Origin of the sequence: Achromobacter sp. Marseille-Q4962, assembly GCF_943737005.1 — a bacterium.
In the GTDB taxonomy this organism is placed as follows: Bacteria; Pseudomonadota; Gammaproteobacteria; order Burkholderiales; family Burkholderiaceae_B; genus Achromobacter.
In genome coordinates, this window is sequence record NZ_CALSFU010000001.1 from 143,254 (window position 1) to 168,615 (window position 25,362).

24 protein-coding genes are annotated in these 25,362 nt (G+C 70.1%); 3 read left to right on the forward strand and 21 right to left on the reverse strand.

Translation table 11 applies throughout. The annotated features are described in order from the left end of the window. Positions 1–31: 31 nt before the first annotated feature. The gene (gene tssK, locus NGJ44_RS00635; RefSeq protein ID WP_251862804.1) at positions 32–1,360 is read right to left on the reverse strand and encodes a type VI secretion system baseplate subunit TssK; all 1,329 of its coding nucleotides are present in this window, start codon (positions 1,358–1,360) and stop codon (positions 32–34) included. A gap of 36 nt (positions 1,361–1,396) precedes the next feature. Beyond that, a complete protein-coding gene (tssJ, locus tag NGJ44_RS00640; RefSeq protein WP_053245286.1) occupies positions 1,397–1,957 on the reverse strand; it encodes a type VI secretion system lipoprotein TssJ in 561 nt (186 codons plus the stop codon). Positions 1,958–2,223: 266 nt separating this feature from the next. On the opposite strand from tssJ, the gene NGJ44_RS00645 reads away from it, so the two are divergent. The 3 genes from NGJ44_RS00645 to NGJ44_RS00655 all read left to right on the forward strand — a co-directional run bounded on the left by NGJ44_RS00645 (position 2,224) and on the right by NGJ44_RS00655 (position 4,206). Then, positions 2,224–2,571, forward strand: coding sequence for a TssQ family T6SS-associated lipoprotein (locus NGJ44_RS00645; RefSeq protein WP_235489922.1), 348 nt, complete (start codon positions 2,224–2,226; stop codon positions 2,569–2,571). Between the two features lie 36 nt (positions 2,572–2,607). Continuing rightward, positions 2,608–3,567 (forward strand): FHA domain-containing protein, encoded by a 960-nt coding sequence (locus NGJ44_RS00650; protein WP_251862805.1) that lies wholly within the window; start codon positions 2,608–2,610, stop codon positions 3,565–3,567. Positions 3,568–3,648: 81 nt separating this feature from the next. Beyond that, positions 3,649–4,206 carry an RNA 2'-phosphotransferase gene (locus NGJ44_RS00655; protein ID WP_251862806.1) on the forward strand — a complete coding sequence of 186 codons (558 nt, stop codon included), beginning with the start codon at positions 3,649–3,651 and terminating at the stop codon, positions 4,204–4,206. Between the two features lie 25 nt (positions 4,207–4,231). Here NGJ44_RS00655 and NGJ44_RS00660 read toward each other — a convergent pair whose 3' ends face one another. The 19 genes from NGJ44_RS00660 to tssA all read right to left on the reverse strand — a co-directional run bounded on the left by NGJ44_RS00660 (position 4,232) and on the right by tssA (position 25,290). Beyond that, positions 4,232–4,663, reverse strand: a complete 432-nt coding sequence (locus NGJ44_RS00660) for a hypothetical protein (protein WP_251862807.1) — start codon at positions 4,661–4,663, stop codon at positions 4,232–4,234. Beyond that, positions 4,660–5,937: a ParB N-terminal domain-containing protein gene (locus NGJ44_RS00665; protein WP_251862808.1), complete on the reverse strand. Its 1,278-nt coding sequence runs from the start codon at positions 5,935–5,937 to the stop codon at positions 4,660–4,662. Before NGJ44_RS00665 ends, NGJ44_RS00660 begins: the two co-directional genes overlap by 4 nt. Before the next feature lie 37 nt (positions 5,938–5,974). Continuing rightward, positions 5,975–8,593 carry a type VI secretion system ATPase TssH gene (gene tssH / locus NGJ44_RS00670; protein WP_251862809.1) on the reverse strand — a complete coding sequence of 873 codons (2,619 nt, stop codon included), beginning with the start codon at positions 8,591–8,593 and terminating at the stop codon, positions 5,975–5,977. 49 nt (positions 8,594–8,642) lie between these two features. Continuing rightward, complete coding sequence (locus tag NGJ44_RS00675; RefSeq protein ID WP_251862810.1) at positions 8,643–9,032, reverse strand: DUF2195 family protein; 390 nt, start codon at positions 9,030–9,032, stop codon at positions 8,643–8,645. Continuing rightward, entirely contained in the window at positions 9,016–9,543 is a 528-nt protein-coding gene (locus NGJ44_RS00680; RefSeq protein ID WP_251862811.1) for a tlde1 domain-containing protein, read from the reverse strand. Before NGJ44_RS00680 ends, NGJ44_RS00675 begins: the two co-directional genes overlap by 17 nt. Next, positions 9,540–10,646 (reverse strand): type VI secretion system baseplate subunit TssG, encoded by a 1,107-nt coding sequence (gene tssG, locus NGJ44_RS00685; protein ID WP_251862812.1) that lies wholly within the window; start codon positions 10,644–10,646, stop codon positions 9,540–9,542. Before tssG ends, NGJ44_RS00680 begins: the two co-directional genes overlap by 4 nt. 11 nt (positions 10,647–10,657) lie before the next feature. After that, positions 10,658–11,050, reverse strand: a complete 393-nt coding sequence (locus tag NGJ44_RS00690) for a DUF4150 domain-containing protein (RefSeq protein ID WP_251862813.1) — start codon at positions 11,048–11,050, stop codon at positions 10,658–10,660. Positions 11,051–11,062: 12 nt separating this feature from the next. Then, the gene (locus NGJ44_RS00695; protein ID WP_251862814.1) at positions 11,063–12,115 is read right to left on the reverse strand and encodes a pentapeptide repeat-containing protein; all 1,053 of its coding nucleotides are present in this window, start codon (positions 12,113–12,115) and stop codon (positions 11,063–11,065) included. After that, positions 12,112–14,706 (reverse strand): DUF2169 family type VI secretion system accessory protein, encoded by a 2,595-nt coding sequence (locus NGJ44_RS00700; protein WP_251862815.1) that lies wholly within the window; start codon positions 14,704–14,706, stop codon positions 12,112–12,114. The genes NGJ44_RS00695 and NGJ44_RS00700 overlap by 4 nt, the downstream gene beginning before the upstream one ends. A gap of 3 nt (positions 14,707–14,709) precedes the next feature. Further along, a complete protein-coding gene (locus NGJ44_RS00705) occupies positions 14,710–15,096 on the reverse strand; it encodes a DUF4381 domain-containing protein (RefSeq protein ID WP_053244814.1) in 387 nt (128 codons plus the stop codon). A 60-nt stretch (positions 15,097–15,156) separates the two neighbouring features. Then, complete coding sequence (locus NGJ44_RS00710) at positions 15,157–17,520, reverse strand: type VI secretion system Vgr family protein (protein ID WP_053244817.1); 2,364 nt, start codon at positions 17,518–17,520, stop codon at positions 15,157–15,159. 43 nt (positions 17,521–17,563) lie between these two features. Further along, positions 17,564–18,184, reverse strand: coding sequence for a DUF3540 domain-containing protein (locus NGJ44_RS00715; protein WP_251862816.1), 621 nt, complete (start codon positions 18,182–18,184; stop codon positions 17,564–17,566). A 35-nt stretch (positions 18,185–18,219) separates the two neighbouring features. Next, on the reverse strand, positions 18,220–20,118 hold the full coding sequence (gene tssF / locus NGJ44_RS00720) for a type VI secretion system baseplate subunit TssF (RefSeq protein WP_251862817.1): 1,899 nt from the start codon (positions 20,116–20,118) through the stop codon (positions 18,220–18,222). Beyond that, a complete protein-coding gene (gene tssE / locus NGJ44_RS00725) occupies positions 20,118–20,681 on the reverse strand; it encodes a type VI secretion system baseplate subunit TssE (protein ID WP_082308318.1) in 564 nt (187 codons plus the stop codon). Before tssE ends, tssF begins: the two co-directional genes overlap by 1 nt. Position 20,682: 1 nt before the next feature. Next, positions 20,683–21,486 carry a type VI secretion system accessory protein TagJ gene (locus NGJ44_RS00730; RefSeq protein WP_251862818.1) on the reverse strand — a complete coding sequence of 268 codons (804 nt, stop codon included), beginning with the start codon at positions 21,484–21,486 and terminating at the stop codon, positions 20,683–20,685. A 114-nt stretch (positions 21,487–21,600) separates the two neighbouring features. Further along, positions 21,601–22,083: an Hcp family type VI secretion system effector gene (locus tag NGJ44_RS00735; protein ID WP_053245537.1), complete on the reverse strand. Its 483-nt coding sequence runs from the start codon at positions 22,081–22,083 to the stop codon at positions 21,601–21,603. 49 nt (positions 22,084–22,132) lie between these two features. Then, the gene (gene tssC, locus NGJ44_RS00740; RefSeq protein WP_251862819.1) at positions 22,133–23,635 is read right to left on the reverse strand and encodes a type VI secretion system contractile sheath large subunit; all 1,503 of its coding nucleotides are present in this window, start codon (positions 23,633–23,635) and stop codon (positions 22,133–22,135) included. A gap of 11 nt (positions 23,636–23,646) precedes the next feature. After that, positions 23,647–24,189: a type VI secretion system contractile sheath small subunit gene (gene tssB, locus NGJ44_RS00745; protein ID WP_053245539.1), complete on the reverse strand. Its 543-nt coding sequence runs from the start codon at positions 24,187–24,189 to the stop codon at positions 23,647–23,649. 45 nt (positions 24,190–24,234) lie between these two features. Beyond that, on the reverse strand, positions 24,235–25,290 hold the full coding sequence (gene tssA / locus NGJ44_RS00750; RefSeq protein ID WP_053245540.1) for a type VI secretion system protein TssA: 1,056 nt from the start codon (positions 25,288–25,290) through the stop codon (positions 24,235–24,237). Positions 25,291–25,362 lie beyond the last annotated feature (72 nt).

The following is a 25,362-nucleotide window of genomic DNA, read 5'->3' on the forward strand; positions in this document are numbered from 1 at the left end:
GCCGCCCGCGGAGGGGGGCCGGCAGGGGCGGTCAGTCGCGCAGCGCCCAGAACTCCATCGAGAGTCCGGGAAATTCGCCGGCCAAATGCATGGCCATGGCGCCGGTGCGCTCGAGCTGCTTCCAGAAATCGCCGCTCTTGTCCAGTTCGAAATAGACGTGCCCGGCGTTGTACGGAATCTGCCGGGGCGCCACCGGAAGCGTGCGCACCGTCACGCCGGGAAGCTGCAGGTGGACGAGATCGCGGATGCGGTCCACCGGGCCGATCTTGACCTGCGCCGGAAAACGCGCGGACACCACGTCGCGCGGCAGGTCCGCGTGCACGGCCAGCACGAAGGCCGCCGTGCGCAGCAGTTCCACGTCCGGGATCTGCGCCACGCGCACGCCCTGGCCGCGGTCCTGCAGCGGAATCTGGATGGCGTGCTGCTCCAGCACCACCGACAGCGAGCGGCGCAGCTCCTGCATCAGCGGCAGGAACGTAGCCCGCAGGTCGTCGTGCCGGTATTCCGGCAGCACGCGCGGACGCCGCTCCTCGGTGGTGTAGGTGGCCAGGTCGCAGGCCAGCATGAGCCAGTCGTGGAACACGCGCTCCGGGTGCGTGCCCGGCGCCTGCCGCGCGTGCCAGAGCGCGCCGGTGTAGCGGTTGACGGTTTCCAGCAGCAGGAAGTCGGCCACTTCCGACACACCGCCCCGGCCGGGCTGCGCCAGGCGCTCGTGCATGGATTCGGCACGCGCCTGCAGCAGGCCGGACAGCTCGTCGATGAGGCCGCCCAGCACTTCGTGGCGGCCCGCCGCCAGCCAGGGCGGGATGTAGTCGGGGTCCAGCGCCACGCGGTTGTCGGGGCCGCGCTCGCGCACCAGCGCCACCGGCAGGCCCACCCAGTCATCGCCCAGTTCGCTCTCGGGCATGAGCCGCAGGCGCGGACGGCCCAGCTGCAGCAGGGCAGGCTCCAGCGCCAGCGCGCCGCTGTCGGCCACTTCTTCCTCGTGCACCAGATAGCGCGCGAGGTCGGCGTTCGTTTCCTCGTAGAGCACGTCGCACGCGCCTTCGCGCAGGCGCGGCAGCGCCAGCATCACGCGTTCGTCGCGCAGCGTCGCCGGCACTTCCAGCGCGGGCGGCGCCTCATCGGCGTGCCGGAACAGGAACGGCGTGCCGTCGGGGAAGATGCCCTGCGCCTGCCTCAGCACCAGCTTGCCGATGGCCAGCGCATCCTCGTCGAAGGCCAGCTCGTAGAAGCCCCAGAAATGCGACTGGGGCGCGCGCAGGCGCGCCGTGTGCTCGAGATAGCGCTCGAACTGCTGGAAATGTTGCGGCCGCAGGAACATGCCCTCCGACCAGACCACTTTATTGTTAGATGCCATAGGCCCCACCAGAAACGCCGCGCGGCGTCGCGGTTCTCAGAAGATCATCCACCAGGCGCGCTCCTTCTTGACGACTTCCAGGCCCTTGCGGTCCACCTTGATGGGCACCGGCTCTTCGCTCGGAGAGAACTGCCAGACCTTGTAGATGTTGGTGTTCTGCGGCTCGGGCAGATTCACCGTGCGCCGCCACGCGCTCTGCTCGAGATCTCGGTATCCGGCCACCACGCCGATCACGCGCGCCTGGACATTGCCGGGACGGCGCACGACGCGGGTTTCGCCGGGCTTGAGAATGACCTGCTCGGTATCCAGCAGCTCGGCGCCCAGCGCGGCCTGGGGATTGCCCAGCAGCGTGAAGAAGTCCTTGCTCTCGAACTGGCTCGACGAACGCAGCTCGAAGATCGTGACCTGTATCGGCGACGCTCGGCCGTTGGAATCGGGGTTGACGTCCTTGGACGCGGTCAGCTCGACGGCATACGGCACCGCCACCTGACGCGCGGTGGACGCGCACCCTGCGACCGCCAGGACCGAGGCCGCCGCCAGGGCGGCGCGGGCCAGGCGCCCGAGGGACGCGTGCAAGGTCGCGCCTCGCATGAGCATGGATCCCTCCATTCTTGTATTTCGCGAAGCGCGTATCTTGGCCGCAAAAAAATGACTTTTCCGTGATGCAAGGATGACGTTACGGCTCTTACCGGGTTGTCACATTCAAAACAACTCTGATTCAGTGTGGAAACGAAAAGACGTAATTTCAGCGCCCGGTGCCGATATGATTCGGCGCACCCCCTGTGTCTTTTCCCTCTGAAAAGCTGTTTCAGCCTCCCATGATCCCGGTCCAACCCCTCCGATACATCGCTGCAACATTTGTCATGATTCTGGCCGCCGGCTGCGCCGTCCCCGGCAAGGTGCAGCGCACGGCCACCGCCGAAGAAACCGCCGAGCTGGCGCAGGTCAAGAGCGACTACGCGGCCGGCCGCTATGGCGAAGTCATCCGCCGCGTGGCGCGTTCGGACACGCTGGCTGGCGCGCCCGACGCCGAGCGCATCGAGGCGCTGAAGCTGCAGTCCTTCAGCTACTGCATGAGCAATTACACGCAACTCTGCCAGGACGGCTTCGAGCGCATCCTGCAGATCGATCCTTCCTTCACGCTGTCGCCCAGCGAGGCCGGGCATCCGCAATGGGGCCCCGTGTTCGCCAAGGCGCGCGCCGCGCACTGACGCCGCCGGCGGCGCGCCCGGCTGGAGCCCCCCACCATGAAACTGACCGCCCTGAGCCATAGCCGCCATCCCGGATTCACGCCGCTGTCCGTCCTGTTCGACAGCCCGGGAGGCACGATCGGGGCCGCGCCGCAGAACACCCTGGCGCTGCCGGCCGGCGACGGCCTGTGCCGCGTGCAGGCGGCGCTGCGCGTGGCCCAGGGACAATGCGCGCTGCTCAACCTGAGCGGCATGTCGCCGGTGAGCATCAACGGCCGCGCCCTGGCGCCCTGGGAAGAAGCCCCGGTGCGCGAAGGCGACCGCATCGAAATCGGCCCCTACGTGCTGGCGGCGGGCGAGCCGGCCGCCGCCGCGCCCGATTCCCCGCCAGCCGATCCGCTGCTGGCCGATCCGCTGCTCGCGGACCCTCTTCTTGCCGATCCCCTTCTTGCCGATCCGTCGGGCGGCGGTCCGTCGGGCGGCGGTCCGTCGGGCGGCGATCCCCGGCCCGACCGCAAGCCCGCCGCCGATCCGCTGCCGGCGGAAACGCCTGCCGCCGCGGAACCGGCGGCCCCGCAGACGCTTGCCGGCGCTCCGGCCGCCGGGCCTGCGCCCGCGCCGGCCGACGACGTATTCGCCGATCTGTTCGGACCCGGCACGCTGCCGGTGGGCAGCGCCCCCGACGTGCACACCCATCCTTTCGCCATGGACAGCGCCATGTCGCGCAATCCGGCCGACCCGCTGGCGGACCTGGCGCCCGCCGATCCCGGCCGCGCCCGCGCGCGCGATCCGCTCGACGCCTTCGCCACGCCCGACAGCGCGCACCTGCGCCACGTGCTCAGCGACCTCACGCCCAGCACGCTGCACGAGGGCGAAGCGGCGGCCAATCCGTCTTCGCCGATCGGCGGGACGCTGCGCGCCGGCCACAGCCGCGACGAGCGCGGCGCCGCGCCCCAGCGCCACGCCGCGCGCGACTACAGCGGCGGCCACCTGCGGCCGCCCACGCCCAAGCGCTGACGGCGCGGCCCTGGACGGCGGCGCCCCCGCGGGTTTCAATGACACCTGCCGCGGGCCCCGCCCGCCCTTCACGCATCCATCATGAGTCTTTCCCGCACCGACGCCAGCAAGTTCCTCAGCTATGTGCTGCGCCATGAGCCCCAGGCCATCGGCATCGAGCTCGACACCGAAGGCTGGACCGACATCGACACCCTGATCGCGCGCGCCGCCGCCGCCGGCAAGCCGCTCACCCGCGCCTTGCTGGACGAGGTAGTCTCCACCAGCGAGAAAAAGCGTTTCACCGTGTCCGAGGACGGCCGCCGCATCCGGGCCGCCCAGGGGCATTCCTCGGCGGCGGTGGCCATCGCCTACGAACCGCGCATCCCGCCCGACGTGCTGTTCCACGGCACCGCCACGCGCAATCTGGAATCCATCCTGGCCCAGGGACTGCGCCCGGGCGAGCGCCACCACGTGCACCTGTCGGCCGACACGGCCACCGCGCGCGCCGTGGGCATGCGCTACGGCAAGCCCGTCGTGCTGCGCGTGGACGCCAGGGCCATGCACGCGCAGGGCCATGCGTTCTACCGGGCCGACAACGGCGTCTGGCTGGTGGCGCACGTGCCGCCCGCCTTCCTCGCGCCGGTGGATACCGCAGGCTGACGCGCGGCGCCCGCCCCCAGCCCCGTCAGGCGTCCGCGTCGCGGTCGGCCAGGCCGGCCTTGTAGTCGGCCGATTCCTCGGCCGCGAACGCCAGCCAGGCCTCGAAGTTGTCATAGCTCTTGTTCTGCCACGGCGTGACGCGGTGCGTGCCGTAATCGTAGATGCGCACGACCGGGTCGCCGGAAGTATCGCTGCCATCGAAGCACGCCAGCACCGAATATCCCTCGTTGTAATAGCCGTCGGCGTCGTTGATCTCGGCAAACGGAATCAGCGGCTTGCCCGGAAACTTGAGCAGCATGGCGCCGTAGTACCACAGCGAACGGGCCATGTCTGCGGCCAGGAAACCCCACGGAGCCAGGTCGGGCCAGTCTCCCGCCTGCGCCATGCGGACGTAGCGCTCGGGCAGCCTGAAAGCGTCGGGCAGGATGGGCGAATCGAAAAGAAACGGCGTCTTCATTTGGGCTTTCCTGTAATGCGCGGCAAGTCGAGCGAGCCATACGGATTGCTCGCGCCGAAACCGCCGCTCTGATTCTGGATGCGCGAGGTCAGTGCCTTGCCCCAAGTCGTATTATCTGCCCACCCGCGGTCCAGAATCATCTGCGGCGACACGGGCTCGTCGAACCCGCGGATGGTGGCCTGCACGTCGATGCCGGCCTCGCGCGCGGCGGCGATGCGCGTATTGTCCATGCTGGTGAGCCGGCCGTCGGGCATGCGCACCACGTCCACCGGGTCGCCCTGCCAGCCGTGCGTGCGCATGCTGTCGACCAGATCGTCGTAGGTATAGCGCTCGCCCGTGAGGCGGTCGCGCTTGGCGTACGAAACCGAATTCTGCGAAAACCGCACCTCGTTCGGATCCAGGGAAGCGCGGCCCGGCGAGCCGGCCACGGGCTTGCGCCCGGCCGCCTGGCCCTCGGGCAGCTCCTCGGCGGCGCGGGCGCGGCGGGCGCCGCCGGCCTGGCGCGAAAGCCGGCCCGCGCCGCGCGTGAGGATCGCGATCAGCACCCCCACGCCCACGGCCGCCGCGGCGTCGGCCAGCGCGCGGGCCGCGCGGTCCAGGTCTTCGGGGCTCTTGGCGCCGGTGGTCAGCGTAATGAAGTCCACGATATGGCCCACGGCGTCGAAGATGGCCCAGCCGGCCAGCGCGTAGCCCACCACGATGAGAATGACGTCCACCACCTCGCCCACGCCGAAGGCGTGCGAGGCGGCCCAGACCACCAGCACGCCCACCACCGTGCCGATCGCCGCCGGCGAAATCAGCTTGTCGAACTCCTCGGCCATGGCCGGCGACATATAGCGCCGCGCGCGCTCCAGCACGTAGCGGAACCGCGCCGCCATCGGCCACTGCTCCACCGGCCCGGCCGGTATCTGCAGCTGCGCGGCGGCGGCGGCAGGCACGCTGTTGCCGCTGTCCGAGGCCGCTTCCGGCACCACCATCGCAGCCACCGCCTGCATGCGCGCCAGGCCGGCCACGTGCTCGACAACCTGCGCGGGCGACTGCTGCCAGCCGGCCGAACTGGTGCACATGATGCGGCGATACATGGTCAGCAGCCGCATGCGGTTCGCGTCGTCGCGCACGTAGGGGTACATCGCCGCGCGCAGCTCGGCGGCATCCGTCATCAGCAGCCGCGACGACACGCGGTCGAAGGCGTACCAGGGCCCGACCAGCATGACTTCGCCGGGCCGCCGCAGCGCCGCCACCTCTCCCGTCCGTTCCAGTGCCTTGATGCTCACGCCACGCCCCCCGTTCGCCGCCCGCCCGTCCGCCGGCTTATTCGAACCGGAAGGCGAACTCGCCGCCTTCCGCATCCACGCATACCCGGCCCAGCCGCCGCCCGCCCGCCGACGCGCCCAGCAGCTCGCGGCTGATGGGCGGCAGCACCGCGTTGGTCAGGATGGCCTCGACCAGCCGGCCGCCCGACTCCACCTCGGTGCAGCGCGCCACCACCAGCGCCACGGCCGCGGGGGACATCTCCAGCGCCACGCCGTGGTTCTCCTGGAGCCGCCGCGCGATGCGGCCGACCTGCAGGTCCACGATGCGGCCCATCATGGCGTCCGACAGCGGGTAGTACGGCACCACCGTCAACCGCCCCAGCAGCGCGGCCGGGAAGACCTGCAGGAGCGGCTCGCGCAGCGCCGCCGCCAGCCCGTCGGCCGTGGGCAGCAGCTCCGGATCGGCGCACAGGCTGGCTACCCGGTCCGCGCCCACGTTGGACGTCAGGATGATGACGGTATTGCGAAAGTCGATGTACCGCCCTTCGCCGTCCTCCATCCAGCCCTTGTCGAACACCTGGAAGAACATCTCGTGCACGTCGGCGTGGGCTTTCTCGATCTCGTCGAGCAGCACCACGCTGTAGGGACGGCGGCGCACGGCCTCGGTCAGCACGCCGCCCTCGCCGTAGCCCACGTAGCCCGGCGGCGCACCCTTGAGCGTGGACACCGTGTGCGACTCCTGGAACTCGCTCATGTTGATCGAGATCAGGTTCTGCTCGCCGCCGTACAGCGTCTCGGCCAGCGCCAGCGCGGTCTCGGTCTTGCCCACGCCGCTGGGGCCGCACAGCAGGAACACGCCCACCGGCTTGCCCGGGTCGGTCAGGCGCGCGCGCGACGTCTGGATGCGGCGCGCGATGGCTTCCAGGCCGTGCCGCTGGCCCAGCACGCGCGTCTCCAGCGTGTCGGCCAGGCCCAGCACCGCCTGGGCTTCGTCCTTGACCATGCGGCCCACCGGAATGCCGGTCCAGTCGGCCACCACGGCGGCCACGGCGGCGGCGTCCACCGAGGGGAAGATGAGCGGCGCTTCGCCCTGGCGCTCGGCCAGCGCCGCGCGGGCCTGCGCCAGTTCCCCGCGCAGCTCGGCGGCGCGCTCGGGCGCGGTGGCCTCGTCTTCCAGCTCGCGTCCCAGCGCAAAAACGCGGGCGGCGTGCCCGGCCTCTTCCTTCCAGCGCGCGGCGAGATCTGCCTCTCCGGCCCGCGCCGCCGCCAGCGCCTCGTCCAGGGCGGCGGCCCGCGTGTCGTCCGACAGGCCCAGGCGCGCCTCGCGTCCGGCGATGCCGCGCTCGATTTCCAGCGCCTCGATGCGGCGGCGGGCGTCTTCCAGCGCCGCCGGCACGGCGTGCTGGCTCACGGCCACGCGCGCGCAGGCGGTGTCCAGCAGCGCCACGGCCTTGTCCGGCAGCTGGCGCGCGGGAATGTAGCGGTGCGACAGGCGCACGGCCGCTTCCACGGCCTCGTCCAGCAGCAGCACGCCATGGTGGCCCTGCAGCGTGTCGGCCAGCCCGCGCAGCATGGCGCAGGCGCGCTCCTCGTCAGGCTCGTGCACCTGCACCACCTGGAATCGGCGCGTCAGCGCCGGGTCTTTCTCGATGTACTTCTTGTACTCCGACCAGGTGGTCGCGCCCACGGTGCGCAATTGCCCGCGCGCCAGCGCGGGTTTCAACAGGTTGGCCGCATCGCCCGTGCCGGCCGCGCCGCCGGCGCCGATGAGCGTATGGATTTCGTCGATGAACAGCACCACGGGGCGCTCGCTGGCCTGCACCTCGTCGATGACGGCGCGCAGGCGCTGCTCGAACTCGCCCTTGGCGCCCGCCCCGGCCTGCAGCAGGCCGATGTCCAGCAACAGCAGCCGCACGTCGCGCAGGGCGGGCGGCACGTCGCCGGCGGCCAGCCGCAGCGCCAGCCCCTCCGCCACGGCCGTCTTGCCCACGCCGGCCTCGCCGGCGAGCAGCGGGTTGTTCTGCCGGCGGCGCATCAGGATGTCGACGATCTGGCGTATCTCCGCGTCGCGGCCCGTGACCGGATCGAGCTTGCCGGCCCGCGCGCGTTCGGTCAGGTCCACCGCGTAGCGCGCCAGCGCGCCGCCTTCGCCGGCGCCCTCGTTCGCCGCCCCGCCCGCAGCCTGGCCGGCCTGGGCGTCCTCGGGCGAGCCCTGCACGATGCGTTCCAGCGACTCCAGCAGCACGTCCGGCACGATGCGCGCGTACAACGGCGAGATGCCCAGCAGCACGTTGCGCAGCGCGTAGGTCTTGACCAGCCCGGCCAGCAGGTGGCCGCTGCGAATGCGCGCCGCGTGATAGCGCAGCGAGCCCAGCACCCACGCGCGTTCGACGGCGTGGTCCACGTGCTCCGACAGGTCGGACACCGAACTCGCGCCGCGCGGAAGCTGGTCCAGCGCGGCCGCGGTGTCGGCGGCCAGCCGCGCGGGATCCAGTTCGAAGTGGCGGGCGATGCGATGCAGGTCGCTGTCGGCGCTGTGCAGGATCTGGTGCAGCCAGTGCGCCAGCTCCACATAGGGATTGCCGCGCAGCTTGCAGAAGGCGGTCGCGCCCTCCAGCGTCTGGTAGAGCAGCGGGTTCAGTTTGCCGAACAGGTCGATGCGGCCGATATCTGACATGGTGTATGCAATGCGGTTGAAGAAGGGGGCTTGCCGGCGGGGCGTCGCCTCAGCGCGGCGGGGCGCAGCCCAGCGACAGCACCAGCCCCCGCGTGGCAAGGCCGCGCGCCAGCTGGGCGTCGGAGGCCAGGGTGAGCGCGGCGACGCCGGCATTGCGGCTGTTCACCAGCCCGCTTTGCAGGACCACCTCGTCGCCGTCGTCCGTGACCGCGCGCGCCTCGTAGCGCAGCAGCGCCGACTTGCAGCCGCACTCGGCCACGGGCTTGCGGGCGTCCAGCCGCCATGGCTGCAGCAGCATGCCCTCGCTCGTCTGCCGCACGCCGAGCTGCGGCGCCACGCAGGCGTCCAGCGGGTTGTCCAGCGTGACCGTCTGCGCCTGGGCCAGGCCGGCGGACAGCGCCAGCGCCGCCGCCGGCATCCACTTATTCCGTATCGACACGCGTGCCTCCGTAGGTGCTGCGGCCGCCGGCATAGGCCACTTCGAGAATGAGCGAGTTGCGCTGGCTGGTGCGGGCATAGGAGGCCAGAATCGGAAAGATGCGTCCCTCGACCTCGATGCAGCCGTGGCTGTAGCCCTTGGTGGAATCGTGCAGGTAGAAGCCGCCGCGCGCCACCGGGCAGCGGTTGCGTGTCTCGGCGTCGGCGGGCTCCATGCGGGCGCGATGGCGTCCCCAGTGGGCCCAATAGGGCTCGCAGTCGCCAGCCGCCGCGCCGCGCGGAATGGTCTGCACGCCCCATGCCGGCTTGAGCGCGCAGGAGCCGGTGCCGTCGTCGCGCGCCGCGCCCTGGTCGGCCAGGAAGAGCTTGTACCGGCCGGGCGGAATGGGGCCGTTGTCTTTCACGCAGGTCTGATCGGGGGTCTGGAAGCCGGGCAGGCCGCTGGACGCCCGGAAAGCGCCATGGCCCGGCCAGCGCAGCACCTGGCCGTCATACGTCATATCGGCGATCACGCGTTTTCTCCTCGTCGGTTCGTGTTTTCGGGATTGGATGGCGGCCGGCCGCGCTGGCGGGCCTCGTAATCGATCACCACGTCGCGGGCGTCGCCCAGCGAGGCCGGGCGGCGGCCCAGCCAGCTCGCCAGCCCCAGCGGAGCCCGCCCGCCCAGGCGCACGCCCTCGGCATGCTCCGCCCGCAACGCAAGCCGCGCGTCCCAGGCGAATTCGATGCCGACGTATTGGCGCACCCAGTGCAGCAACTGGCGGGCGCGCCGCCCGCCGGGCAGGAAATCGCAGTAGGCATCGAGGTCCAGCGGACCGATCTCCAGCCTGAATTTGTGCTGGGCGTCGCGCACCGCCGCGCCCAGCAGCGTGTCGCGCCCCAGACCCGCCGCCGCGCCCAGCCTGAGCCGCTGCGCGGGCTCCAGGCGTATCCATTGCGGCACGAACTCCCGCAGGCCGACCGCCACACCGAAAAAGCGCTGCAGGATTCGGGCCAGCCCCTCGGGATTGCGCGTCAGCCGCACCAGGTGGCCCGCCATGTGGTACTTGGCATGGTCCAGCACGGCGTCGCGGCGGCGGATCGACGGCTGGCCCATGTGCAACAGGCTGGCCACGTAGGCCGAGAACCTGTCCTCCCCGCGGTCCAGGCTGGCGGTGGCCTGCGCATCGGCCCAGGCGCGGTAGAACAGCAACGCCGCGCGGTGGTGGAACAGGTCCGCGAACGCGGACAGCGTGCGGTCGCCATGATGCTGGACGCGCTCGCGCACGTGCTCCGTCATGTGCAGCGGCAAGGGCCCGTTGGGCCCGAACAGGCCGAATCCGTAAACGGAAATCTCGCCCGGCCGGCCCTCGCGCGGCGCCGAGGCGCGCGCCAGCGTGGCGGGCGCGAACGCCAGCGAAGGCTCCTGCCGCACCCGCACCGGCTCGGCGCGCGGCGAGGCCGCGCGGCCCAGCGGCGCGCGGGCGCCGGCACGGGCGTCGATCCAGCGCAGGGTATTGAACAGGTCGTGGGCGTAGGGCTGCGCTTCCAGCGCGCGCCAGAACGACACCGGCATGCCGGCCGGGGGGGCGTTCACCTGGCCGTCCCCGGTTTCCGGGACATGACGCGTATCCATGCGCGGGCTCCTCAGGGCGCCAGCACCAGCAGCTTGAACTGGCTGGGCACGATGCGCATGCCGAGCGCGTTGCAGCGGTTCTGCACCGCCAGGCTCGTCATGCGGGTGACCGGCGTACCGCGCACCAGGCAGGTGAACGCCCCCGTGATGTGGCGCGACTGGCTCATGAAGGTCTGCGACACCAGACCGCCGCCGGCGCCGGGAATGTCGCCCAGCGTAATGGGCGTCACCGTCGCCATGTTGTGCGCCGGCGCGGCCATGAACAGGATGTTCCAGGCATTGGGCACCGCCATCGGCCCCAGCGCCATGTTCGGATACGGAATCGGCATCATGGCCGCCGGCGGCGTCTTGCACACGTCCGGAAAAGCCAGGTCCATGCCCATCAGTTGGCAGTTGGCGAACATCGCATCTCGCTCCTATGTCTGTCCCGCCGACCACAGCTCGGCCTCGAGCAGCGCCGGGTCGTTCTCGATGATGCCGGCGCGCCGGCCCCACTGCGCCGAACCCGTCACGGCGCGATGCAGCCGCATGCGCAGCACGTCGGCGGCGCGCAGGTCGGCTTCGCGCAGGTCGGCCTGGGTGAAATCGGCGTCGCGCAGGCAGGCGCGGCCGAAGGTGGCCTGGCGCGCCCGCACCCTGTGCATGACGGCCATGGTGAGATCGGCCTCGTCCAGGCTCGCCCCTTCCAGCACGGCGTCGGCCCAGACCGACTGCAGGTATGTGCCGCCGCCGAGCCGCGCCCCGCTCAGGTCCGCCTGCACGAAAAGCGCCTGCGGCGCGCGCGCGCCCGTGAGGTCCGCGCCCCGCATCGACGCGCCCTGGAAGCTGCATTGCGCCAGGCCGGCGCCCGCCAGCCGCGCCCCGTCCAGGCGCGCGCCCGTGAACTGCGCGCCGTCCAGGGGCAGGCCCGCCAGATCCTGCCCGCGCAAGTCGCACTCCACGAAGATCGCCCGCTCGCTGCGCAGCCCCGCCAGGCGGGCGGTGCGCAGATCCAGGCGGTAGAACGTCGCATACCGGATTTCCGCGCCCTCGAAGTCGGCCTCGGCCAGTTGCGTCTGCATCATGGTGGCGCGGTCGATCAGGCAGCCGCGCAGCACGGCGCGGCCCAGGTCGCAGGATTCGAAGGTCGCGCCGTCGATGCGCGCGCCCGACAGGTCGGCCCCGGGCAGCCGCACGCCGGACCACATGCTGCGCGCCAGGTCCGCGCCCGCCAGGCGCGCGCCCGCGGCGTCGCAGCGCACGATCCTGGCCTCGGCCAGGTTGGCGCCTTCCAGCACGGCGCCGCCCAGGGCGCAACCCAGCAGCTGGGCGTCGCGCAGGTCGCAGCCGCGCAGGTCGGCCCCGCCCAGGTTCACGTCTTCCAGCAGCGCGCCGGACAGGTCGGCCCCCGCGAGGGACGCGCCTCCCAGATCGGCGCCCGCCACCCGGCGGCCGGCGGCGACCTGGGCCAGCAACTCTTGCGCCGTCATGGCTTGGGCTCCCGCCGCGCGGGCCACAGCTTGGCGCCATGCGTATAAGCGCCGGCCGTGGACGCGCCGCCGTCTATCCGCGCCTGCGACACGTCGGCCCGGAACAGATTGGCCTGGCCCATGTCGGCCCCCGTGAGCACGGCCTTGGACAGGTTGGCGTCGATCAGCACCGCGCGGCGCAGCGAGGCGCGCGTGAAATCGGCGCGGATGAACAGGCTGTCCGGCGCGATCGCCCCGTCCAGGCGCGCCTCGCTCAGATCGCAGCCCGAGAAGTCGCAGCCGCTGAGCTTCGCGCCGCGCAGGTCGGCCCCGCGCAGGGCCGTGCCCCGGAAACCGCATTGCGACAGCGCCGCGTCGGCAAACAGGGCGCCGCAAAGCGAACTCGTGCCCGAGAACGAGCTGGCCGTGATCGCGGCGCCCCGGAAATCCACGCCCGCATCGGCGCGCGCGTTGATGAAACCCACGCGGTCCAGCGTCGCGCCCTGCAGGCTCGCGCCCTCCAGCGCCGGATCGATCAGCAGGCACTGCCGCCACGCCGACCCGCCCAGGTCGCAGCGCACCAGCCGGACTTCCAGCAGCATCAGTTCCTCCAGCGCGGCGCGGCGCAGGTCGCAATCCGCGAAGCGCGTCTTCTGCAGGCCGGTGCGCACCAGGCGCGCCTGCCGGAACCCGCAGGCCGCCAGGTCCGCTTCCTGCAGATTGGCCTCGGTGAAGTCGGCCGCCTCGAAGCTGGCTTCGCCTGCCCGCACCGCCGCCAGGTTGGCGCGCGTCAGTTGCGCCCGGGCCAGCGATGCGCCTTGCAGGTCGGCCCCCACCAGCACCGCGCCGGTGAGATCGCAGCCGTCCAGCACGGCGCCGCGCAGATTGGCGCTCTCCATCATGGCGCCAGACAGGCGCGCGCCGGCCAGATCCATGCCGGCCAGATCGGCGCCGATGAGGTTGAGGCCCGACAGATCGCGCGAGCCGCGCAGCAGCGCCTCCACCTTGCGCCGGGTGCGCCGGGCGCGCAGCGGGGTCATGGACGGCGCGCGGTCGAACAGGTGGGCGGTGTGCCGGTAGGCATCGCGCAGTTCGGGGCGCAGGTCTTCGGCCCAGCGCGCCCGCGCCCCGCCGGGCTCCTGCAGGATGTCCGCCTGCCGCAACTGGCGTTCGAGCGCGGGCGGATCGAAGCGGCCGCGCGCGCCGCCCTCGCCTTCCGGCCCCATGGCGTCGAGATTCATCGCGCTCTGCTTCGCGAAATCCCGCACGTCGGAATCGGCCAGCATCTTCTCGCGCTCGGCGAGCAGGCGCTCCCGGGTGCGTTCGGCCTCGCGCTCCTGCTCGATCAGGCGCTCGGGCAGGTTGTCCAGCGTGAGCGGCCGCGCCGGCGCGTCTTCGGGCGGCAGGTAGTCGTCGGGCCGCAGGCCGAGCCCGGCCAGCTCTTCGCGCTGGGCCTGGCGGTCGCGCCGCCGCCCTTCGCGCAGGCGGCGCGCCAGCGGACGGTCCTCCACGTCGGGCAGGGCCGCACCCTCGCCGGCATACAGCGCGCGCGGCGCCAGGTCGTCGTCGCGCAGCGCATGCAGGGCGCCGTGCCGCGGATCGAGCCTGCGGGCCAGCGTGTCGCGATAGTGATCCTGCGCGCGGGGCGCGTCCGCCGCCTGTTCGAGCGCCGGCATGATGACCGCCACGTCCGCCGCGTCGTCTTCGGCCACGGCCACCGCGCCGTGCCAGATCAGGGCCACGCGCTCGCGTCCGGGAAAGAAGCAGGCCGTGGTCAGGCGCAGGCCGATTTCCTCCAGCCCGTCCGCCTGGTCGGCGCGGCGCACGAACACGCGCGCGCGCCAGTCGGGCAGGCTGCCGCTCAGCACCGCCCTGCGCGGGTGCATGTTCCAGAATGCGTACCCGGCCCGGGCGGGCAGCGTGTCGCGGCCCTCCCAGCGCTGGTCGGGCGGCGCGGCGTTGAAATAGCGCCAGTCGGCGTCGTCCGGCAGGCCCGGAAACGACTGCTCCAGCCAGCGCTGGTCATAGCGCCCTCCCAGCAGCGCCAGCCGCTGCGGACTGTCGACGGGCAGCGGCCCGAAGCCCGCGGGCGCGGGGCGCTGCGCGGGCGATTCCATGCGCTCCAGCGGCGCTTCGATGTTGGGCAGGGGCCGCAGGCTCATGCTGCCCAGCGTCTCCACCGCCGCGCCGCGGCCGGCCGGATTGCGCGGATCGCCCGGCCCCCCGAACGCGCGGCTCCAGTCCAGCGGCATCTCCTCGAAGGGCAGCGGCTCGGTGATGCGGCCGTCCAGCCAATAGCGGTCGCCGAAGACCAGCAGGGACTTGTCCACCGTATCGACCCGCATGCGCACGGCGCACGAGCGGTCCTGGCCCGAAGGCGCGGTATAGGCGCGCCCGTGCACGAAGACTTCGGCCTCGGCCTTGGGAATGCCCAGGTCCAGCGCGCCGTCGCCCTCTTCGGCGGCCGTGCGCCACAGGTCCTGCTCGGTGTAGAGGCGCGGCTCGTCCTCCAGGCCGGCCAGCGCCATGACGGCCACGCCCAGCCAGTCCTCCCCGCGCCACCGGTAGGGGCGGGAGAGCAGGCTGAGGCGGGACGGCTTCACGGTTTTCATGTCCTACTGCGTGCGCTGGTCCACCGCCACCGCGCGGGTACGCGGATCGACGCGCACGGCGATGACCTTGCCCTCGGCGAAATCCGGAATGCGCACCGGCGAGATGTTGGCGTTGATTTCCGTCTCGAACGCCTCGCCCGCCGCGGGCGTGACGCGCAGGCGCAGCTTCACCACGAAATAGGTGTAGGCCCCCAGCCGCTTGCCGGTATCCGTGGCCTCCAGCACCAGGGCCGAGGCCGGATCGCCGGTGCGCCGCACCTGCTCGACCTGCGCGGCCGCCTCCTGGCGGCGCTGGACCTGCTTGCGGATGAACCAGAGGGCCACGCAGGCCTCGATCACCACGAACAGACCCAGCCCGATCGCCCACCACGCCCAAGTTGGCAAATCCATATGCTTGAATATTCCTTTCTTCTGTGTTGGAGGTTGGTGGCCGTCCATGCGCTGCCGCGCTCAGATCAGCGTAAAAAGGCCGCAGAGGGCCGACTTCAAGCCGATGGCTTCGGTTTCCAGCCCCTTGTTCTTATAATCCGCCGCCGCCACCTTGTACGAAACGCCGGACACGTTGCTGCTGATCACCGAAACGGAAGCGGTGGAAAGCGCCATGGCCAGGTTGGAGCGCCACAGCGCGGCATTGAAGACGCCCATGGTGCTCTGCGCCACCGTCAGGGTCAGCCCGAAGGGCGTGGCCTTGAGCCAGCTCGACGTGGACAGGTCCTTGACCTTCTTGCCCTGCAGGACCACGTCGACGTCGCTGGTGATGTTGATGGTCTGCGGCGCGTGGATGTCCATGCCCGAGGTTTCGGAAGTCAGCTTGACGTGGCCGTTCACCGTTTCCTCCAGCGATCCGGCCGACACCTTGCGCACCGAGTCCCCGGTCGCCACAGTCAGGATGCTGCCGTCCTTGATGGTGACGTTCGAAGCCTTGTTCACCGTGCGCAGCTCGCCGCCGTTCAAGGTTTCGTTGAAAAGGCCCGTCACCGTGCGGGTCTCGGTATTGTGCAGCGTTTCCTTGAACGGTCCCGTGATGTCGCGAGTCTCGCCCACGGCCTTGACCGTGGTGGTCAGGCCCTGGCCGTAGATCTCGGTGTTCATGCCGTTCTGCACCTCGGTCTTGCGCGAGGCCTTGACGGTGTAGTTTTCATGCCCCGTGACCGTCACGTCGCGGGTCTGGCCCACCGTCAGCAGGTCGGCGCCGGTGACGTGGATGCTGCGGTTGCCGCCCACGGTGGTGGCGTCGTGCACGCCAATGGCGGTCGTGCGGTTGCCGTCCGTGGTGTGCGTTTCGTGCAGCTCGACCTCGGTGCGGTAGTTGCGTTCCGCGTGCAGCCAGATCTCTTCCTGGCCGGGCTTGTCCTCGAACATGAAGGCATTGGCCGTGCGCGGCGTGCCGTCCTTGGAGCGGCTCAGGAAACCGCTCTGCGTGGCGTTGTCCGGCAGGTTCCAGGGCGGCATGTTGCCCGCGTTGTAGACGCGGCCGATGATGATGGGCCGGTCGGGATGCCCGCCGATGAAGTCCACGATGACTTCGTCGCCCACGCGCGGAAGCTGGATGCCGCCGAAGCCCCCGCCCGCCCACGGGCTGGAAACGCGCACCCAGCAGGAGCTGTTTTCGTTCTTCTGCCCATAGCGGTCCCAGTGGAACTGCACCTTCACGCGGCCGTAGCTGTCGGTCCAGATTTCCTCGCCCTGCTTGCCCACCACCCTGGCGGTCTGCGGGCCGTGCGTGTGGGGCATGGGCGTGACGCGCGGCGCGCGGAACTGCACGTTGGACGGCAGCACCGTGAAGTCCACGTCGAACAGGCTGGCGCCGCCCGCGCCGCTCGCGTAGCCGCCCTCGCGGATGCGGTAGCGCGCGCCCACCACCAGGTATTCGCGGTTTTCGCTCTGGCGCGGGTGGTTGCGCAAGGTGAACAGATAGCCGGGCGCGGCGCCGCGCACATTGCAAGCGCCGCTGACCTGCTCCTGGCGGCATTGCAGGTCTTCCAGGCGCACGCGCGTATAGCGCTCGGCATCCGCCGCGCTGGTGTAGCCCCCCTGCCATTCGTAGACTTCCAGGTCGCCGTTGTCGTAGGCGCCCGGATTGTTGCGCCGGGCTTCCAGCATGGCGCCCGGGGTCTTGAAATGATAGTCGTTGGTGACGAAAGCGCCCGGCGTGATCTCCTCCGACACCTCCCAACTGGAGATGTACTCCTCCTGAGGCACCGCCGCGCGGTCCGGCCCGTAGTAGGGAATGGTCTCGTAGCCGGGCAGCGGATCGTGCTGCGTGACGTCATCGGTGAGCACCAGCGTGTGCTTGCCGTTCTCGTGCTTGAACCAGTAGTAGATGCCTTCGTGCTCCATCAGGCGGCTGATGAAGGCGAAGTCGGTTTCCTGGTACTGCACGCAGTATTCCCAGTTGCGGTAGTTGTCGGCCAGCTTGACCTCGACCGGAAACTTGTAGTCGGACAGCACCTCCTGGATCACGTCCGGGGCCGACTTGTTCTGGAAGATCTTGTTGTCCGACGTTTGCGTCAGGTACCAGAGCCACGGACGCAGGGTCGCGCGGTAGATATAGTGGCGGGCGGTCGCGCCCTCGCGCCCCACCAGCACGCAGCGCGTGACCTGCCCGTTCAGGTAGCGCGGCTTCGCGCCGGACGTCTCGATCTCCAGCGTGACGGATTTCCCCAGCAACTGCTTCATGTCCAGTGAATGCGAATCCGACACCAGCTCCACGTCGAACTCGAAAAGCTGCGACAGCGTCTCGTGCCCGTACATCCCGCGGAACTTCAACTGTTCCTCGGGCAGAGGGGTATAAGCCTTGACTACGCGTTCCATATCCCGTTTCCCTGATTGCTTGCCGCGCTCCCGCCGCGCCGCGTCATCCCATGTGGATCTGGCGAGCATCCACCTTGACCAGCTCTTCGCCCGTGACCACGCTGTATTTGCCGTGCACGCGCGCCGACTGCCGCGCCTCCACGTCCACGATGCCCGCGCGGGTCTGGTCCATTTCGTCGGTCAGGCGCAGGGCGTTGCGCGTGAGCTGGACCAGCTTGTCGACCACCAGCTCGTACAGCCTGCCCGCCAGCCGCACCTGTCCCACCGTCAGGCGCGCGTCCTTGCCCCGGTAGCGCATTTCGTCGATGGCGCAGTCGGCCTCGCCGCCCTTGAGTTCGAGCCGCCCGGCTTCCATGCGCAGGCCCCGGTCCGCGCGCAGCGACACGTCCGCCGCTTCGATAAGCAGGGCGCCCGGCGCGCGCAGGCGGCTCAGCGCGGCGTCGGCCTGCTCGGTCACCGCGATCAGATAGACCCGCTGCGGATCGGGGCCGCTGATGAGCACCTGGTCCCCCACCGAGGGCGCCAGCAGGCAGCTTGCCGCGCGGCGGCAGCGCCATTCGCGGCCGTCGCACCAGACCACGCAGTCCTGCCCGTCCACCGCGCGCACCTCCCCGAGCAGGTGCACGGGTTCGTACCGGGGCTGGGCGAGTCGGGCGGCTTGCATGGGCAGATCTCCTGGTTGCGGGCGCGGAGCTGGCTTCAGCATACGGGCCGGCCTCCGTGCCTCGGTTTCCAGCGGGCGATCGCGCCGCGCTGCAGCGAATCGAGCGCCAGCTCGGTCATCATGTTGATCGATACGTGCCGCGCGAAATACCGCTCCAGCACCGCGCCGAAAAGAAAGGGGCTGATGCCCGAGAACGCCGTCTCGTCCAGCGTCAGCTCGATGCGCACGCCGCGCCCGTACACAATGGGGCCCGGCACCGGCAGGCGCTGGTGCATCGGCACCGCGCGCACGCGGTACAGGCCGGCGATCTGCCTGGCGACGACCGGATCGGACAGGTCGGCGTAGATCTTGAGCGTCTCGCGCAAGGTCTGCGCGCCCTGCTCGGCGTCCAGGTCGGTCAGGCTGAGATAGTTCAGGCCCAGGTGATTGATGAGCCGCCACGCGGCCGCCCCTTCGGCCAGCGCCGGACGCGGCGGCGAAGGGCCGCGCAGCACCTTGATGCGCGAGACGGGCGCCGACACGCGCAGGCTGAAATCCGATTCGCGGTCCAGCGGCATCAGCAGCGGCAGGTCGCGGTTGGTGCACAGCGTATCCAGCGACAGATAGCGCAGGTCGCCCGAAAACGGCGCCTCGCGCCGGTCCACCAGCGAGAGGAACAGCTCGCTGCCCACATAACCCGTGCGCGACCCCTGCCGCTGCGCGGTGTCCGACAGCAGCCTGGGCTCGCGCCGGGTGGCGTAGTATGCGCCGTACTCGTCCTCGTCGTCGCCCAGGGTGCCGTAGAAGGCGCGGAACTCGCGCTCCTCGCCGCCGGCGCGATGGCCCATCACGCGGGTGACGCCGAAGACCTCGTAATCCAGCGGACGGGTGCGGTCCACCACCAGGTGGTATTCGTGAGTGCGCGGCGTCACCGCCACGCGGTCGCTGCGTTTGGGAAACAGGTTGATCGCCGGCACGCAGTGCAGCGCCACGTTCGAGGTCTGCACCGTGCTTTCCAGGTCCGGCGCGCCCTCGGAAAGCAGGATGGTGATGTCGAAGGCGCGCGTCTCCGGCGCCTTGCCGTCGCGGCCGGCGGTGCGCAGCCCCTGCCGGAGCCGGTTCAGGCTGAAGAACAGGAAGCGCTGCGGGAAGGCGAAATACTCCTGCATCAGCCGGTAGCCCTGGAAGGCGCGCGCCTGCGCCGGCAGCAGCGCCTGCGCGTCGTCGAAGCCTTCGTGGCGGATGACATCCGGCGGCAGCAGGTTCAGCCAGGCGGGCGGGCGCTGCGCCTCGTGGCACAGCACGCCCACCGACTTGGTCAGGATCAGTTCCAGCAGCTGGTTCATGGCCACGTCCTGCCCGTTGAGGAAGAACGTGAGCTGGTCCACGTCCAGTTCCTCCAGCGACAGGCCGCCGCACACTTCCAGCCGCAGGCGCAACGCGGCGGCGACCTTGCCGGCGCGGCCGCCGAAGCCCAGCCGCGTAAGCGGCAGGTCGGGCGGCGTGGCGGTGAACTCGGCGCGCGCCACCTTCAGCGGCCACAGCGTCACGTCGTGGCCGGTGGAAAAGTCGCAGGGCGTCTGCTCGCCGCGCGTCAGGCGCGCGCGCAGCAGGGTGCCACGCGGCAGCCGGAAACCCTTGGCCAGGGTGCCCTCGTTCATGCTGGGCTCCAGCGCCACCACGGCCATGGCCGGCGTGGGCGCCAGGTAATGCGGATAGATCACTTCCAGCAGGCGCTGCGAAAAGCGCGGAAACTCCGCGTCCATCTTGAGCTGCACGCGCGCGCTCAGAAAGCTGAAGCCCTCCAGCAGCCGCTCCACGTAGGGGTCGGCCACCTCGGTTTCGCCCAGCCCGAGGCGCGAAGCCACCTTGGGATACTGGCGCGCGAACTCCGCGCCCATCTCGCGCATGTAGCCCAGCTCGCGGTTGTAGTACTCGAGCAGGCGCGTATCCATCAGGCGCCTCCCAGGTCGCGCAGGTCGATGTGCCCGCTCTCGAGGTCGATGTCCGACCGGAACAGGAATTCCAGCGGATGCGGCTCGCACCAGAGCAGGCCGCGTATCGACAGGCTGAGCACGTTGTAGTGCTCCAGCGTGCCGGTGTCGGTGACGCAGCGCACCTCGATGGTGTCGGGCAGGATGCGCGGCTCGAAGCGGATGATGGCGTCGCGGATGGAATCCTCCACGTCGACCCAGTCGATTTCCGACATGCGCTTGCCCGCCATGGCCCGCACGCCGTAATTCAGCGTCGAGCCGTGCACCCAGCGGTACGGCGAGATGTCGTCCGTGGTTTCCAGGTTGACGGTATTGAGCAGCCAGCGCAGGTCGCGCAGCACCGCCGCGCGCAGCTCCATGTGCGACATGACGGCGCGGCCCGGCGGCTCGGTGCGCTCGCCCGGGTTGTCGTCCATGAGCCGGTCGAGCAGCGCCGGCTGCAGCCGGTCCAGGGCCGCTCCGCGCGCCTGCCGGCGGGCCGCGGCCCGCCAGACGCGCATCGATTCGGCATCCTGCACCGCCATGTCAGTCCAGCTCCAGCGCGCGCACGTCCAGCAATGCGTATTCGCCCGCGTCGGTGAGCCACATCTTCTGGCCCGCGCCGCGGTAGGTTTTGCCGCCCAGGGGCAGCCATTCCGTGCGCCGCCCCAGCCTCAGGGCCTCGTCCAGTTCCGACTGCGCGGCGCCGTCGGGCGCCGGATAGCGCGCGGGAATCAGGCAGGCCAGTTGGCGCCCGTCTTCGAAAACCGCCTCCGCCTGCGCCCAGATCAGGTCGGCCAGCCCTTCGGGCGGCAGGATGCGCAGGCTGCGCAACGCGGCAAACGGCGTCCAGCAATAGCGGCCGCCGGCAATCAGTTCGCACACCGGCCCCAGCCGGCTGTCGCCGTCGCACAGCCAGGCGAACGGTGCGCGGGCGTCCGCCGGCGCGCACGCCAGGCTGCCCGCGCGCGCCTGCGCCGCCTCGGCCGCCTGCAGGCGCATGTCGGCGGCGGCCTGCGCGGGCGCGCGCAGCGCCTGCGCCAGCGTTTCCACCCATGGTTCGGCCAGACCCAGCAGGGCGGGCTCGGCCCGGCCCGCGAATACCGCCTCCCGCTGCGCCTCGGCCGCCAGCGCCCCCTGGTAGAGCGCCGCCACCGGCTGCGCCTGGCGGTTGAGCTCGGCGCTGATGCGCAACTGGTCCGCCGCGCGCTTCCAGTCGCCCTGCACCGCCGCGAGCTGGAAAAGCTGGGCGCGCAGGTCCGCGTCGGCAGGCTGGGCGCGGATGCGCTCCTGCACCAGGGTCAATTTCTGCGCGATGCCGCCGTCGCTCAGCGTAAGGGTTTGCGTCATGGAAGAGCCGGTCCCGGAAAGAAAAAACAGCCGTAGCGGGAAAAATCAGGAGCGGGAGGCCGCGGCCATGCGCCGCCTCCCGGCCGACGGGCGCGCCGCGGCGCGCCCCGGGCATCAGCCCTCCTTGTTCTGCTTGATGTCCCAGGCGACCAGGCTTTCGGCGCCCTTGCCGCCCTTCTCGGTCTGCTCCCAGTATTGCTGCTTGACCTTGGCGGCCTGGAAGGCGTAGTTCACCATCACCGCTTCGGACAGGTTCTCGCCGCTGATCTGCACCGAGGTCACCAGCACGTCTTCCAGGGTGATCTTGGAGTACTCGACCTGCTGGCCGCCCGCCTTGCACACCGACAGCTCGACCTTGCTCAGGTGCTTGCCGGACGCGCAATGCTTCATGACGGCCGGGGCGGCCTTGTCGATGCGCGCCACGACATGCAGGTCGTTGAAGCTGGCCTTGCCGGCCCCGCCGCCGCCGCCCGAGGCCATGTTGCCGGGCTGGGTCGCTCCCCACGAGAAGGACACGATATCGGTCCAGTCCTTGTGGTTCGCGTCCTTCGATTCGCCATTGGCGCCATCGATCTTCATGAACATATCAACAGCCACTGCTTTCTCCTATGCGTGCTCGCGAGCACAAAGATGAGTAGACGCGTCCTCAGCCTTCGTTCTGCTTCAGCGAAGGCAGCTTGGACACCAGGCGCAGCGACACCGTCAGCCCTTCGAGCTGATAGTGCGGCCGCAAGAAGAACTTCGCCGAGTAGTACCCCGGGTTGTCTTCGATCTCCTGCACCTGCACCTCGGCGGCCGCCAGCGGCTTGCGCGCCTTGGTCTCTTGCGAAGAATTCACCGGATCGCCATCGACGTAGTTCATGATCCAGTCGTTCAGCCAGCGCTCCATGTCGTCGCGCTCACGGAACGACCCGATCTTGTCCCGCACAATGCACTTCAGGTAGTGCGCAAAACGGCAGCAGGCGAACAGGTACGGCAGGCGCGCCGCCAGCTTGGCGTTGGCCGATGCGTCCACGTCGTAGTATTCGTGCGGCTTCTGCAGCGATTGCGCGCCGATGAAGGCGGCAAAATCCGAATTCTTGCGATGCACCAGCGGCATGAAACCGTTCTTGGCCAGCTCCGCCTCGCGGCGGTCGCTGATGGCGATTTCGGTCGGGCACTTCATGTCCACGCCGCCGTCGTCGGTCGGGAAAGTGTGGCAAGGCAGGTTTTCCACCGCGCCGCCGGACTCCACGCCCCGGATCGAAGTGCACCAGCCATACAGCTTGAAAGAACGGTTGATGTTGGCCGCCATCGCATAGGCCGAATTGGCCCAGGTGTAGCGGTCGTGGTTGGCGCCGTCGGTGTCTTCCTCGAAGTCGAACTCGTCCACCGGATTGGTGCGCGCCCCATAGGGCAGGCGCGCCAGGAAGCGCGGCATGGCCAGGCCGATGTAGCGCGAGTCCTCGGACTCGCGCAGGCTGCGCCAGGCGGCATACTCGGTGTTGGTGAAAATCTTGGTCAGATCGCGCGGATTGGCCAGCTCCTGCCAGGAATCCATCTGCATCACGCTGGGCGAGGCGCCGGCGATGAAAGGGCAGTGCGCCGCGGCCGAAATGCGCGACAGTTCGCCCAGCAGCTCCACGTCGGGCGGGCTGTGGTCGAAGTAGTAGTCGCCCACCAGGCAGCCGATGGGCTCGCCGCCGAACTGCCCGTACTCTTCCTCGTACACGCGCTTGAATATCGGGCTCTGGTCCCAGCCGACGCCCTTGTGGCGCTTGAGCGTGCGGCTCAGCTCCTTCTTCGAGATGCACATGAAGCGGATCTTCAGCAGCTCGTCTGTCTCGGTGTTGGTCACCAGGTAGTGCAGGCCGCGCCACGCGCCTTCCAGTTGCTGGAAGTCGGGGTGGTGCATGACGAGGTTGATCTGTTCCGACAGCTTGCGGTCGATCTCGGCGATGATGGCCTGGATGGTGCGGTAGGCATCCGAGCCCAGGCCCACCTGGGTGTTGGCCAGGGCCTGGTGCGCCAGCGTGCGCACGGCGTGCTCCACGGCCTCGCGGGCCTGCTCGGTCTTGGGTTTGAACTCTTTGCGCAGCAGGGACGACAGATCGTCCGCTTCCAGCGCCTGCGCGGCGCGCGCTTGCTCGCTTTTGGCCACAGCGGTCATGGCGTGCTCCCTCAAGCCTTCGGTTCTTCGGATGCCGGGGCGGGCGCCGCCTCGGGATTGGGCGTCGATGCAAGCGCGTTCAGCAGCGCCGGGTTCTTCAGCACTTTGCCGATCAGCTCTTCCGCGCCGGTCTTGCCGTCCATGTAAGTCAGCAGGTTGGCCAGTTGGGTGCGCGCTTCCAGCAGCTCATTGAGGGCGCCGACCTTGCGCGCCACGGTGGCGGGCGAGAAATCGTCGATGCTCTCGAAACTGATGTCCACGTTGAGGCTGCCTTCGCCCGTCAGGGTGTTGGGCACCTGGAACGCGGCGCGCGGCCGGATGGACTTCAGCCGCTCGTCGAAATTGTCGATGTCGATGTCGAGGAACTTGCGCTCGGCGATTTCCGGCTGCGGCGTCTCGGACTTGCCCGCCAGGTCGGCCAGCACGCCCATCACGAACGGAAGCTGGATCTTGCGTTCGGCGCCGTAGATTTCCACGTCGTATTCGATCTGTACGCGGGGCGCGCGGTTGCGGGCAATGAATTTCTGCCCGCTGCCCTTCAACGTTGTAGCCATGATGACTTCTCCATTTCGTTCATTGAGAAAGGCCGGGGCGCGCGGTTACGCGCCGCCGTCCGGGCCGCCCGCCTCGTTCCTCGGAAGCCAGGCTTCGAACTGTTCCAACCCTTGCGGCGCGAGATTCCTGAGAATGTCGTGAAAGCTCAGCGAAATCAGTTGCTGGGTGCGGCGGATCAGGTAAGGCGCGGGATGGCTGGGCTCATGCGTCTCGAAGTACGCGCTCACCTTGCTCAACATGAGCACGGCGTCCTCGCGCGACAGGATGCGCGCATCCTGCCAGCGCAAGGAAACGGCGGGCGCGGCGACGGGGGACGCGGCGGCGGCCGCATCCTGCGGCGCGGGTTCGGGCTCCGGCTCGGGCTGGGCGCTTGCGGTTTCCACGCCTGCCCAGGCCTGCGCGACCATGTCCAGGCTGCGCAGCAGCCCCGAAAAATCGGGGCACCACTCATCGCCGATGCGGCCGGACACCAGCGACTGGATGCGCCGCAGCGTCTGGCGCGCCTCGTCGATGGCCAGCGCTTCGGCGGCCTGCTGCAGCCAGGCCTGGCGCAGGTTCTCCGTGAGGCGCTCGCGGCCTCCGGGATAGATCTGTTCGGCCGCCCGGCCGCCCTCGATCACCGTTTCGGCGTCGCGCAGCGTGAGCTGCCCATGGACGCCGCTGAACAGGCGCGACGAACGCACGCTGCGCGCCGCGCCCAGCGTGTCGCACAGCGACGCCAGGGCATTCATGCGCGGCAGCGGATCGAACTCGCCGTCGATCTCCAGGCGCGGGTGCACGGGTTCCCAGTCGCGCTCCAGGGTGTCGGCGATCAGACCCAGGCCGGCGGCATAGCCGGGCAGTCCGCGCAGTTCGGTCCACGCCTGCGTGAGGTAGGCCAGGATGCGCACGTCGCGCGTGCGCTCCAGCAGCTGCTGGGCCAGCCGCTCCACTTCGCGCCAGTCGGCCGGCTCGGCCGGAATGATGGTGTCGCCGAACTGCTGCTCGCTCTTGCCCAGCGCCGCCTGCTGCAGCGCCAGGAACACAGGGTCGTACTCCAGATCCTCGCCGCAGGGCAGGTCCGGGTTCAACAATGTGGAAGTCGCTTCTGCAAATGCCATCGTGCCTGATCCGCCGGGTGGGTTCCGAGCCCGGGCTCGCGTATCGGAGCCGGCGCCCGGAACGGGCCCATA